Genomic DNA, 11,998 nt, shown 5'->3' with positions numbered 1-11,998 from the left:
CGTGAGCACCCCCGACGACCTCCCCCTCGCCAGCCCCTCAGCCGCGGGCGGTGGCTGCGGCGACGCCTGCGGCTGCGACGGCGGCGGCGAAGCGTTCGACCCCTTGGAGTGCGGCCTCGACCCCGCTCTCGCGCTGCTCCTGACCGAGGCGGGCCTCGACCCGCTGCAGATCGAGGACATCGCGCACATGGCCATCGAGGAGGACCTGGCCGGCGGCGTGGACGTCACCACGGCCGCGACCATCCCCGAAGACGCCGTCGCCACCGCGGACTTCGCCGCGCGCGAGGCCGGCACGGTGGCGGGCCTGCGCGTCGCCGAGGCGATCCTCTCCGTGGTCTGCGAGGAGGAGTTCGAGGTCGAGCGGCACGTCGAGGACGGCGACCGCGTCGAGCCCGGCGACGTCCTGTTGAGCGTCACCACCCGCACCCGCGACCTGCTCACCGCCGAGCGCAGCGCGCTGAACCTGCTGTGCCGCCTGTCCGGCATCGCGACCGCCACGCGCGCGTGGGCGGACGCGCTGGAGGGCACGAAGGCGAAGGTCCGCGACACCCGCAAGACGACGCCCGGCTACCGCGCCCTGGAGAAGTACGCGGTGCGCATGGGCGGCGGCGTCAACCACCGCATGTCGCTCTCCGACGCGGCCCTGGTGAAGGACAACCACGTGGTCGCCGCGGGCGGCGTGGCGCAGGCCTTCAAGGCCGTACGGGAGCAGTTCCCGGGCCTCGCCATCGAGGTGGAGGTCGACACGCTGCACCAGCTGCGCGAGGTCGTCGACGCGGGCGCGGACCTGATCCTCCTGGACAACTTCACGCCGGCCGAGACCGAGGAGGCGGTCGCCATCGTGGCGGGCCGCGCGTTCCTCGAATCGTCCGGCCGCCTCACCCTGGAGAACGCCCGCGCGTACGCGGAGCGGGGCGTCGACTACCTCGCGGTGGGCGCGCTCACGCACTCGTCGCCGATCCTCGACATCGGCCTCGACCTGCGGGAAGCGGTGCGGGACTGATGCTCCTCACCATCGACGTCGGCAACACCCATACCGTCCTCGGCCTCTTCGACGGCGAGGACATCGTCGAGCACTGGCGCATCTCCACCGACGCCCGCCGCACCGCCGACGAACTCGCCGTCCTGCTGCACGGCCTGATGGGCATGCACCCGCTCCTCGGCGACGAGTTGGGCGACGGCATCGACGGCATCGCGATCTGCTCGACGGTCCCCTCCGTCCTGCACGAGCTGCGCGAGGTCACCCGCAGGTACTACGGGGACGTCCCCGCGGTACTGGTCGAGCCGGGCATCAAGACCGGCGTCCCGATCCTCATGGACAACCCCAAGGAGGTCGGCGCCGACCGCATCATCAACGCGGTCGCGGCCGTCGAGCTCTACGGCGGCCCCGCGATCGTCGTCGACTTCGGCACCGCGACGACCTTCGACGCGGTCTCCGCGCGCGGGGAGTACGCGGGCGGCGTCATCGCCCCCGGCATCGAGATCTCCGTGGAGGCCCTCGGCGTACGGGGCGCGCAGCTCCGCAAGATCGAGCTGGCCCGGCCGCGCAGCGTCATCGGCAAGAACACCGTGGAGGCCATGCAGGCGGGCATCCTGTACGGCTTCGCGGGCCAGGTCGACGGGGTCGTGAACCGCATGGCGCGCGAACTCGCGGGCGCGGGCGGCGATCCGGACGACGTGACGGTGATCGCGACGGGTGGTCTCGCGCCGATGGTGCTCGGTGAGGCGACCGTCATCGACGAGCACGAACCATGGCTGACGCTGATCGGTCTCCGCCTCGTCTACGAACGGAACATTGCCCGTTCCTGACCGATTGCTGTTGCCCTCGTGTGCATAACCCTCCACCTTCTGCAAGAGTCTGCGCAGGAACGGGGCTTGGGCGGGTGTAGGGCGGGCTGGGGCGGATGAGGCGCAAGAGACGTGTTGTGGCGGCGGTCGCATGGACGGCGGTGCTCGCCGGTCCCGCCCCGGCGGCGTCGGCGACCACGCCGTACGCCCCGGCCCTGGCCGGAGCGGGCGCGGGCATCCTGCCGTGGCTGGCAGTCGCGGCGGTAGCCGCGCTGGGCATAGGAGCGGTGACCTACGCCTTGCTCCGCCGCCGCGCGGACTAGCGCCGAGCTCGGGCCACAGGGCCCAGCAGCGGACCGAGCGCGCGCCCCTGCGGGCGGGGAACGGCCCGCGAGGCGGGTGTGCGGGGCAGGCAGGCCAGGTGCAGGCCGGCAGGTGGCATAGCCCGCGGGGCGGATACGCGGGGCGGGCCAGGCGCGGGCTCGGCAGGTGGCATGGCCCGGCAAGCGGGAACGCGGGGCAGGCCAGGTGCAGGCCAGCAGGAGGCATAGCCCACGAGGTAGGTACGCGGGGCGGGCCGGGTGCAGGCTCGGCGGGCGGTATGGCCCGTGAGGTGGGTACGCAAGGCAGGCTAGGCGCGGGCCGGCAGGCGGCATGGCTCGTCAAGTGGGTGCGCGCGGCAGGCTAGTTGCAGGCCGGCAGGTGGCATGGCCCGTGAGGCGGGTACGCGCCGCAGGCCAGGCGCGGGCTCAGCAGGCCACCGGCCGCCCCCGCACCCTCCACGGCGTCCTCCCGCCGCCCAGAAGCGCTTCCAGCCCCTCGCCCGCCCCCCGCACCCACCCACCGTCCCTGCGGGAACCCACGCCTGGCCCGCCCCTGCGGGAACCCACCCCCGGCCCGCCCTGGCGGCTACCCACCCACGCCCGCCCGGGCGCCCCCGGCCCCCGCCCCCGCCCCGGGACCTGGAGGGGGCGGGTGGGTGGGGAAAAGCCCGCGAAGCGGGCACGCAGCGCGAATGACGCGCAGGCCCAGAAGTCGACGCCCCCCGCGATAACGCGGAGGCCCACAAGTCCACGCCCCCCGCAAATAACACGCAGGCCCACCAAACCCACGCCCAAGCGAAGACGCCACGCACTGGCGTTAAGCGGATTTTGTCCGTTCTGCGCGTATCGTCAGTCCATGCCCACGCCATACGGATCCCGAGGCGGCATGGCCTTCAGCGCGGAGGAGCTGCGTGTGCTCCGTCGCGCCCTGGCCCTCGCCCTGCACCCCAGCCCCGCCGCGGACGAGGACGTCCAGGACTGTCTGCGTCTCGCCGAATCGGTCGACGAAGCGGTGCGCGAAGGCGCCCGGCTGCGCGCCTTCCTCGTGGCCGACCTCGCCCGGTACCGCGCGGCCCTGCCCGGCACCGCCTCCGGCTACCTCGGACTCCTCGACGACGTCCTCGCCACCGGTTACCAGCCCGGCGCCGACGACCTCGCCGCGCTGCGCGCCCTGCGCGGCAATCCGGTCGCCGCCGCCCTCCTCGACCGCTGCCGCGCCCTGGCCGAACGGTCCGTCCGCGCCCGTCTCGCGGGCCGCGCCGTCGCCGTACCGGAGCGCGCCACGATCCCCGCACCCGCCTCCCGTACCCGCACCCGCACCCACCTCCTCGCCCTGCCCGGCGGCCTGCACGCACCGGGTTCCGCCCCCGACGCCCCCGACCCCGCGGCCCCCCGGCCCAAGACGCCCGCCGAACGCCGTCCGGCCCCCGCGTCCGAGCCGCCCCGCCCGGTCCCCACCCCCGCGGAGGTCTTCCCGCCGAAGCGCCGCCCGGCGACACCGGCGGACCCGCCGCACCAGCTCGTCGCCGGCTAGCTACCCTGGGGGCATGGACTACGTCTCCGCGCTCGTGCCCCCGGTAGTGATGGCCGTGTTCTTCACCTGGCTCATCGTGACGATCGTGAAGTCCCAGGGCGGCGCCAACAAGACCAAGGAGGACGCGGCCGTCGACGCCGCGATCTCCCGCGCCGAAGCCGTCCACCAGGGCCCGAAGACCAACGGCGCCTGACCCGCGCCGCACCCCGGCCGGCCCGCCCCTCACCGGCGTACGACTCATACGTTTCGAGTCGTACGCCCTTTTTGTTGCAGAATTAGGGGTACGCCACGTCCCTCATACATCACGCCAATAGTGACGTCTCCCACTATTGTTCTGCTGTGCCTCGTCCATTGGGAGAACTCGAAGACTCTGTCATGACGCGGGTGTGGAAGTGGAACCGCCCCGTGACCGTTCGAGAAGTCCTGGAAGACCTTCAGCAGGAACGGTCCATCGCGTACACGACCGTGATGACCGTTTTGGACAATCTCCATCAGAAGGGCTGGGTGCGTCGCGAAGCGGAAGGCCGCGCCTATCGATATGAGGCGGTCTCCACTCGCGCCGCCTACGCAGCCGCACTGATGAACGAAGCCTGGTCCCGGAGCGACAACCCCGCGGCCGCTCTCGTCGCGTTCTTCGGCATGATGTCCGAGGAACAGCGCGAAGCGCTGAGCGACGCGATGCGTATCGTCCAAGGCCCGGAGAACCCCGGCTCGGCGGAGCGCGCCGCAGAGCGATAGCGTCCGCTCATGCCAGCAGAGGTCCCCGGACGCAACGAACGCAACGAAGTCAGCGAACTCAGCGAACTCAGCGCAAAAGCGGTCTCCGTCCGCAGGGCGCGAACCTCCGATGTGCCGGCCGTGCGCCGGCTCCTCGACTCCTACGTCCGCGAGCGCATCCTCCTGGACAAAGCGACGGTGACCCTTTACGAGGACATCCAGGAGTTCTGGGTGGCGGAACGCGACGACAACGCGGAGTTGGTCGGCTGCGGCGCACTGCACGTGATGTGGGAAGACCTCGCGGAAGTCCGCACCCTCGCCGTGAACCCGGACGTCAAGGGGGCCGGAGTGGGACACCAACTGTTGGGCAAGTTGCTGCAGACCGCCGGCTGGCTCGGCGTCCGCAAGGTTTTCTGTCTCACCTTCGAAGTCGACTTCTTCGCGAAGCACGGCTTCGTGGAGATCGGCGAGACTCCGGTCGACGGAGATGTCTACAGCGAGCTCCTGCGTTCCTATGACGAGGGCGTCGCGGAGTTCCTCGGCCTCGAACGAGTGAAACCGAACACCTTGGGCAACAGCCGGATGCTTCTGCATCTGTGATCGCCGCGGCGGGAAGCGTGACGGAACAGTGAACGGGGCATCGACGGAACGCGCGTATTCCTGACGGCAGCCTGCCCGGGTGCCCTATGTCCGAAACGCGCACGTTTCCAGGGTTCCTGGGGTCCCCGGTCTCTCCCAGGGGTTTGTGTTTTTCCGGCAAAAGCGGTTTGCTTTCCGACGTACTGCAGTACTGCATATAACAAGGGGCCGAGGAATCGGCGGCGTGTGCCGCGCGGCCCGGCCCCACAGTTATCGATGAAAGGAAATCCGGTGGCACAGAAGGTTCAGGTCCTTCTTGTCGACGACCTCGACGGTGGCGAGGCAGACGAGACCGTGACGTTCGCGCTGGACGGCAAGTCCTACGAGATCGACCTCACCACGGCCAACGCGGACAAGCTCCGTGGCGCCCTCGAGGACTTCGTCAAGGCCGGTCGGCGCACCGGAGGCCGTGGTTCGGGCGGCCGCGGCAAGACCCGTGCCGCCGCGTCCAGCGGCAGCCAGGACACCGCCGCCATCCGCGCTTGGGCGAAGGAGAACGGTTTCGAGGTCAACGACCGCGGCCGTGTCCCCGCCTCCATTCGCGAGGCCTACGAGAAGGCCAACGGCTGACGGCTGCGACGCCGCAGCCGGACTCGGTGGCAGTGTGTCGCCGCCGTGTCCACCAGCCGTACGAGACCGGAGCCCACGGCGGGGTCGCTGTGCGGCGCAGTCCCACCTCCCGCCATGGCGGGCAGGGACACCAGCGCGGGCAGCGTCGGCTCCACCTCACAGCCGGGCTCCGGGGGTCGCAGCCATACGGCGGCCCCCCGCGAGCCGGACCACCCCGGGGGCGTGGGCGCGTCGATCCGCCCGCCCGCCCCGATCGCGGTGAGGCCGAGCGGAATGCCGCCCCACTCCAGCCAGTCGAGCAGCCCCGGCAGCTCGTCCGCGCTTCCCGCGCCGACAAGCAGCCGCATCGTTTCCCCGCGCAGCGCCACCGGAGCCTTCGGCCCGAGGTGCCGCAGCGCCGCGAAGCCCGCCTCCGCCGGCAGCTGCAGGACGTCGAAGCGCAGCCCCGTCACCAGACGCACCGGGCCGGGCCCGGGAACGGTCGCCCAGCCGAGCTCGTTCTCGTACCACCGCCGCACCGGATCGTTCCGCTCGGCCGGCATACGGGGCTGAGGAACTGTGGGAGCCATGTCGGAGCAACAGCCCGCGAGGCACCGGAGTTACGGAAGGTAGCGGCCTGGATGCGTTACGCGTCCGAAAAGGGGGCGCAAGGAGGTGCTCGGCGGCGCAAGGGTGTTCGCCCGTAGCTGAGGGAACCGGGGCGCGCCGCATGGAGTGTCCGTCCTTGCGGGTAAGACATCCCTAGTGGGAAGGGGCGACACGCGGTCCGCGGCACCTCACGTTCGCCATCGGCGTAGTGATGGTGGGGGTAACTGCCTGGCCTGCGGGAACATCGTCTCGCACCATCGGGTTGGAGCAGTTGTCGGCGTTCGAGGTCAGGACTTCCCCTGTGAAGGGGGCCGGGTGTCGGCAGTTGGAATGAGCGGTCCCCGCTTGCGGGACTAAGCTGCGGAAGGACAGGGAGGGGACCGACCCCTTACTGCCTGACCGCTCTGAGGAGCGATTAACGATGTTCGAGAGGTTCACCGACCGCGCGCGGCGGGTTGTCGTCCTGGCTCAGGAAGAAGCCCGGATGCTCAACCACAACTACATCGGCACCGAGCACATCCTCCTGGGCTTGATCCACGAGGGCGAGGGTGTCGCCGCTAAGGCCCTGGAGAGCCTCGGGATTTCGCTCGAGGCGGTCCGCCAGCAGGTGGAGGAGATCATCGGGCAGGGCCAGCAGGCTCCGTCCGGCCACATCCCCTTCACCCCCCGTGCCAAGAAGGTCCTGGAGCTCTCGCTCCGCGAGGCCCTTCAGCTGGGCCACAACTACATCGGCACGGAGCACATCCTGCTCGGCCTGATCCGCGAGGGCGAGGGCGTCGCCGCCCAGGTCCTGGTCAAGCTGGGCGCCGATCTCAACCGGGTGCGGCAGCAGGTCATCCAGCTGCTCTCCGGCTACCAGGGCAAGGAGACCGCCACCGCCGGCGGTCCTGCCGAGGGCACGCCCTCCACGTCCCTGGTCCTCGACCAGTTCGGCCGGAACCTCACCCAGGCCGCTCGTGAGTCCAAGCTCGACCCGGTCATCGGGCGCGAGAAGGAGATCGAGCGGGTCATGCAGGTGCTGTCCCGCCGTACGAAGAACAACCCGGTCCTCATCGGTGAGCCCGGCGTCGGCAAGACCGCCGTCGTCGAGGGCCTCGCCCAGGCCATCGTCAAGGGCGAGGTGCCCGAGACCCTCAAGGACAAGCACCTCTACACCCTCGACCTCGGTGCCCTGGTCGCCGGTTCCCGCTACCGCGGTGACTTCGAGGAGCGCCTGAAGAAGGTCCTCAAGGAGATCCGCACCCGCGGCGACATCATCCTGTTCATCGACGAGCTGCACACGCTCGTGGGTGCGGGTGCCGCCGAGGGCGCCATCGACGCGGCTTCCATCCTGAAGCCGATGCTGGCCCGCGGTGAGCTGCAGACCATCGGCGCCACCACGCTCGACGAGTACCGCAAGCACCTGGAGAAGGACGCGGCCCTCGAGCGCCGCTTCCAGCCCATCCAGGTCGCGGAGCCGTCGCTGCCGCACACCATCGAGATCCTCAAGGGTCTGCGCGACCGTTACGAGGCCCACCACAGGGTCTCCATCACGGACGAGGCGCTGGTCCAGGCCGCCACCCTGGCCGATCGGTACATCTCGGACCGCTTCCTGCCGGACAAGGCGATCGACCTGATCGACGAGGCCGGTTCCCGGATGCGCATCCGCCGGATGACCGCGCCGCCGGACCTCCGCGAGTTCGACGAGAAGATCGCGGGCGTGCGCCGCGACAAGGAGTCGGCCATCGACTCCCAGGACTTCGAGAAGGCAGCCTCCCTCCGCGACAAGGAGAAGCAGCTGCTCGCCGCGAAGGCCAAGCGCGAGAAGGAGTGGAAGGCCGGCGACATGGACGTCGTCGCCGAGGTCGACGGCGAGCTGATCGCCGAGGTCCTCGCCACGGCGACGGGCATCCCGGTCTTCAAGCTCACCGAGGAAGAGTCCTCGCGACTCCTCCGCATGGAGGACGAGCTCCACAAGCGCGTCATCGGCCAGAAGGACGCCGTCAAGGCGCTCTCGAAGGCGATCCGGCGTACGCGTGCGGGCCTCAAGGACCCGAAGCGCCCCGGTGGCTCGTTCATCTTCGCGGGCCCGTCCGGCGTCGGTAAGACGGAGCTCTCCAAGGCGCTCGCCGAGTTCCTCTTCGGCGACGAGGACGCGCTGATCTCCCTCGACATGTCGGAGTTCAGCGAGAAGCACACGGTCTCGCGTCTCTTCGGTTCGCCCCCCGGTTACGTGGGTTACGAAGAGGGCGGCCAGCTGACCGAGAAGGTCCGCCGCAAGCCGTTCTCCGTCGTCCTGTTCGACGAGGTCGAAAAGGCCCACCCGGACATCTTCAACTCGCTCCTGCAGATCCTGGAGGACGGTCGCCTGACCGACTCCCAGGGCCGCGTCGTGGACTTCAAGAACACGGTCATCATCATGACGACCAACCTTGGAACCCGTGACATCTCGAAGGGCTTCAACCTGGGCTTCGCGGCCCAGGGCGACACGAAGTCCAACTACGAGCGGATGAAGAACAAGGTCAGCGACGAGCTGAAGCAGCACTTCCGCCCGGAGTTCCTGAACCGCGTGGACGACGTCGTCGTCTTCCCGCAGCTCAGCCAGGACGACATCCTCCAGATCGTCGACCTGATGATCACCAAGGTGGACGAGCGCCTCAAGGACCGGGACATGGGCATCGAGCTCTCCCAGTCCGCGAAGGAGCTGCTCGCCAAGAAGGGCTACGACCCGGTGCTCGGCGCGCGTCCGCTGCGGCGCACGATCCAGCGCGAGGTCGAGGACAGCCTCTCCGAGAAGATCCTCTTCGGCGAGCTGCGCCCCGGCCACATCGTGGTCGTCGACACGGAGGGCGAGGGCGAGACCGCCACGTTCACCTTCCGCGGCGAGGAGAAGGCGGCACTCCCCGACGTGCCGCCGATCGAGTCGGCCGCGGGTGGCGGCGCGGGCCCGAACCTGAGCAAGGAGGCGTAGCCCCGCGGGGTACGCGTTTCAAAGGGGCTGCCCCGGACCGTTCTTCACGGTCCGGGGCAGCCCCTTTTGCGTACCGCCGCGGTTGCCCTCAGACCGTGATCGTGACGCCTTCGCGGGTAGGTCCGTCCCCCCTTTGTTCAGGGGGCGGTAATGGCGGTTGGAGTCGCGTCGGGGTGCGCGCTCGTATCGCTCCCAGGTACATCGGGGTGCGTCGAGAGAAGCCGCGCCGGGTCAGGGCAGGGTCTTGATCCACTCCGTGATGACGTCCGCGTACTGCTGTGCCATCGGTCCGTGCATGGTGTGCGGCGCGTCGAGCGGTGTGAAGGTCACCGGGTGGCCGGTGGACTCCAGCAGGCGTCGGGCCTGCGCTGCCTGGACGTCCGTCATGGCGCCCATGAGCTGCCCGGTGTCGGGGTCGGTCATGTGGAAGTGGTGGGTGAGCAGGGTCGGCACCTTGACCTGGGCGAGCAGGGTGGCGTGGTCGCAGCCGGCGTTCGCGGCATCGGTGACCCACACCTGGGCCCACTCGGGGTCGTACTCCTTGAGGTGCTGCACCGGTGTCGGGGACGCGCCGTCCTCCGGATTCCCTTGGCCCATCATGAAGCCGATCCCCGGGTGCAGGAACGCCGGCAGCTCGCGCGGGGCAGCATCGACCATGCCCGTCCAGTCGCCGATGGACCACTGCGGGCCGAGCCACTTGGCCCACAGCGCGAAGATGGGCCCGAGGGTCTGCATCATGCCGGGCCCGTACGGCGGGGCGGCCTGCGAGGAGAACAGAGGCGGGTCCTCCAGGATCGCGCCGCGTACCAGACCGGGCTTGGCGTACGCGGCCACGTAGGCGGTGATGACGCCACCGGAGGAGTTCCCGGCCACGATCGTGGGGCGTTGGATGACGACGTCGATGAACCGCTCGACATCGGCTCCCCAGGTGTTGAGGCTGTAGCGGCCCGGTGTCCAGGTCGAGCGGCCCTGCCCGCGCAGGTCGATCGCGAACACCCGGAACTCCGAGCTGAGCAGACCGATCGCCTCCTCGTACCCCCACCACGACTCGCCCTGCGCGGGGACCAGCAGCAGCGCCGGTGCGTCCGGGGAGCCCTCGACCACGTAGTTCATGCGGATCTCGCCCAGGTCCACCAGCTGCTCGGTGAAGCGGTGCGGAACGAAGTGGTCGGCGCGGTCTGCGGCCTCGGAGATGCCCACGGTCGTACTCCTTGCATACGGGACAGGCCGGCGGGGGCGACGTGGCCCCGCCTGTTGTCATCGTCGATCGAAGCCGCCGGATCAGCGACCCGGCACCGACCGTAGAGGGGGTTGCGGACGGTTTCTGTCCCCAACCTCTGCCGCGCGCGCCCAGGGCGTGGTCACCGGGCCTGGATCCGCCGACGTAAGCGTCCGTATGAGGGCGGCCAGGGCCCGGGGGGTCGTGGTGAGGGTGGTGGCCGGGTCGTCGCTCTCTTGGAGGTGGACCCGGCCGGCGGGGTCGGTGACGGCTACGTAGACGCAGTTGGCGCCCGCGCCCTCGCTGAAGGATGACTTCTGCCAACGGGGTTCGGTCACGAGGTCCCCCTCGGGGTCAGCGTTCGGTGAGTGTGCGTATGAGGGCCGCCAGGGCCTTGGGGGTTGTGGTGAGGGTGGTGGTGGGGTCGTCGCTCTCTCGGAGGTGGAGGGTGGGGGAGGTGTCCTGGGGGGCGGCTATGTTCAGGCAGTTGTCTCCGGCGCCCTCGCTGAACGAGGACTTCTGCCAAGCGAGTTCACTCATGGTCTCTTCCCTGGTGGGTGTAGAGCAGGTGCTGGAGCAGTCCCCAGGAGTCACGCTGCTCATGGGTCTCGGTCGGTACGACGGGCGGAAGCGCGTTACGGCACAAGTCGGCGAAGGTCGCCCGGTAGCGGGTCAGGGAGTCTTCGTCGTCCAGGACGACGCGGGCCGCGGGATGCTCCAGGATGACGGTGCCCAAGCGGGCGACCGCGGGTTCGATCTGGAGGAAGGGGGCGCTCAGCCAGGGGCCCGGGCCGGCGTCGAACGGGCGGATCTGCAAAGTGACGTTGGGCAGCGCGGCCGTGTGCAGCAGATGCGTGAGCTGTTCCCGCATGACACGGGCGCCTCCGACAAGCACCCGGACGGCAGCCTCGTGCACGACCACGTGCAGGTGAGGGCCTGACGGTTCGAGGGTCGACCGTTGCCGCGCCCGGCGGAACGCGATCAGCTCCGCGATCTCGGCGTCCCGTGCCGTCGGGCGCGAGCTCCGGAAGAGGGCACGCATGTACGCCTCCGTCTGGAGGAGCCCCGGCAGAACCAGGGTTTCGTAGCTGTAGATGCGGCTCGCCCCGGATTCCAGCTCGGCCAGATCTAGGGTGCGCTGGGGAAGGGAGCGCCGGTACTCCGACCACCACCCCTTACCGTCGCTTTCCGCCAGCGAGGCCAGCGCCTCTGCATAGGGCTCAGATTTGACGTCATACGTCAGGAGAAGAGCGGCGAGCCGGTCGGCCGCGACGGCTGTGCGGGCGGCTTCGACATGACTGAGGTGGGCGGCGCCCATCCCGATCCGTGAGCTTGCCGCGTTGACCGACAACCCTGCCGCTTCGCGCAGCTTGCGCAGTTCGGCCCCGAGTCTCCTCTGCCGTTCCGTGATGTACGTGCGCAGCGCCATGCGGGCCTTTCTGGTGTTTGCGTCATAGTTTGCCGCGCCCGATCGGTCCGGGTCCACCAACTTCACGGATCAGGTTGCAGATCTGAGCCAGCACTCGCTACGTTACGTATGGCGACGCTCACGCACCGAAGCCGGAAGCCTCGCTGTCGACGCAGTAACACCGTCATGCCCGCCCGCAGAAGCGCACCGCCCGTACCAACTCCCCGTGCCGGACGTGGAGTTGCCCGCGAGGGGTGGTAGG

At 69.8% G+C, this 11,998-nt stretch carries 14 protein-coding genes; 9 read left to right on the top strand and 5 right to left on the bottom strand.

Features of this window, described 5'->3' with window-relative positions:
• Position 1: 1 nt before the first annotated feature.
• The 8 genes from nadC to ACFYO9_RS26030 all read left to right on the top strand — a co-directional run bounded on the left by nadC (position 2) and on the right by ACFYO9_RS26030 (position 5,571).
• Positions 2-1,003 carry a carboxylating nicotinate-nucleotide diphosphorylase gene (gene nadC, locus ACFYO9_RS26065; protein ID WP_355811166.1) on the top strand — a complete coding sequence of 334 codons (1,002 nt, stop codon included), beginning with the start codon at positions 2-4 and terminating at the stop codon, positions 1,001-1,003.
• Complete coding sequence (locus ACFYO9_RS26060; protein WP_355811169.1) at positions 1,003-1,809, top strand: type III pantothenate kinase; 807 nt, start codon at positions 1,003-1,005, stop codon at positions 1,807-1,809. The genes nadC and ACFYO9_RS26060 overlap by 1 nt, the downstream gene beginning before the upstream one ends.
• Before the next feature lie 116 nt (positions 1,810-1,925).
• Positions 1,926-2,111: a hypothetical protein gene (locus ACFYO9_RS26055; RefSeq protein WP_355811172.1), complete on the top strand. Its 186-nt coding sequence runs from the start codon at positions 1,926-1,928 to the stop codon at positions 2,109-2,111.
• An 886-nt stretch (positions 2,112-2,997) separates the two neighbouring features.
• Entirely contained in the window at positions 2,998-3,645 is a 648-nt protein-coding gene (locus tag ACFYO9_RS26050; protein WP_358778488.1) for a hypothetical protein, read from the top strand.
• A 13-nt stretch (positions 3,646-3,658) separates the two neighbouring features.
• Complete coding sequence (locus ACFYO9_RS26045; RefSeq protein WP_355811178.1) at positions 3,659-3,838, top strand: hypothetical protein; 180 nt, start codon at positions 3,659-3,661, stop codon at positions 3,836-3,838.
• Positions 3,839-3,996: 158 nt separating this feature from the next.
• A complete protein-coding gene (locus tag ACFYO9_RS26040; RefSeq protein ID WP_358778474.1) occupies positions 3,997-4,383 on the top strand; it encodes a BlaI/MecI/CopY family transcriptional regulator in 387 nt (128 codons plus the stop codon).
• Between the two features lie 9 nt (positions 4,384-4,392).
• Positions 4,393-4,962: an amino-acid N-acetyltransferase gene (locus ACFYO9_RS26035; protein WP_358778473.1), complete on the top strand. Its 570-nt coding sequence runs from the start codon at positions 4,393-4,395 to the stop codon at positions 4,960-4,962.
• A gap of 270 nt (positions 4,963-5,232) precedes the next feature.
• The gene (locus tag ACFYO9_RS26030) at positions 5,233-5,571 is read left to right on the top strand and encodes an Lsr2 family protein (RefSeq protein ID WP_358778472.1); all 339 of its coding nucleotides are present in this window, start codon (positions 5,233-5,235) and stop codon (positions 5,569-5,571) included.
• Here ACFYO9_RS26030 and ACFYO9_RS26025 read toward each other — a convergent pair.
• Positions 5,550-6,113 carry an SCO3374 family protein gene (locus ACFYO9_RS26025; RefSeq protein ID WP_388666616.1) on the bottom strand — a complete coding sequence of 188 codons (564 nt, stop codon included), beginning with the start codon at positions 6,111-6,113 and terminating at the stop codon, positions 5,550-5,552. The genes ACFYO9_RS26030 and ACFYO9_RS26025 overlap by 22 nt on opposite strands.
• 467 nt (positions 6,114-6,580) lie before the next feature.
• Here ACFYO9_RS26025 and ACFYO9_RS26020 point away from each other — a divergent pair, with 467 nt between their 5' ends.
• Positions 6,581-9,109: an ATP-dependent Clp protease ATP-binding subunit gene (locus tag ACFYO9_RS26020; RefSeq protein WP_355811190.1), complete on the top strand. Its 2,529-nt coding sequence runs from the start codon at positions 6,581-6,583 to the stop codon at positions 9,107-9,109.
• 231 nt (positions 9,110-9,340) lie between these two features.
• Here ACFYO9_RS26020 and ACFYO9_RS26015 read toward each other — a convergent pair whose 3' ends face one another.
• The 4 genes from ACFYO9_RS26015 to ACFYO9_RS26000 form a co-directional block, all read right to left on the bottom strand.
• A complete protein-coding gene (locus tag ACFYO9_RS26015) occupies positions 9,341-10,309 on the bottom strand; it encodes an alpha/beta fold hydrolase (RefSeq protein WP_358778471.1) in 969 nt (322 codons plus the stop codon).
• A gap of 81 nt (positions 10,310-10,390) precedes the next feature.
• Positions 10,391-10,666, bottom strand: coding sequence for a DUF397 domain-containing protein (locus ACFYO9_RS26010; protein WP_358778470.1), 276 nt, complete (start codon positions 10,664-10,666; stop codon positions 10,391-10,393).
• 16 nt (positions 10,667-10,682) lie between these two features.
• A complete protein-coding gene (locus tag ACFYO9_RS26005; protein WP_355811205.1) occupies positions 10,683-10,868 on the bottom strand; it encodes a DUF397 domain-containing protein in 186 nt (61 codons plus the stop codon).
• Positions 10,861-11,823 carry a helix-turn-helix transcriptional regulator gene (locus tag ACFYO9_RS26000; protein WP_358778469.1) on the bottom strand — a complete coding sequence of 321 codons (963 nt, stop codon included), beginning with the start codon at positions 11,821-11,823 and terminating at the stop codon, positions 10,861-10,863. The genes ACFYO9_RS26005 and ACFYO9_RS26000 overlap by 8 nt, the downstream gene beginning before the upstream one ends.
• Between the last annotated feature and the right edge of the window lie 175 nt (positions 11,824-11,998).

It is taken from the genome of Streptomyces sp. NPDC005863 (genome assembly GCF_042871345.1).
Taxonomy (GTDB): domain Bacteria; phylum Actinomycetota; class Actinomycetes; order Streptomycetales; family Streptomycetaceae; genus Streptomyces.
The sequence above is the reverse complement of the archived record's forward strand: the minus strand, read 5'-3'. Positions and strand labels throughout refer to the sequence as shown.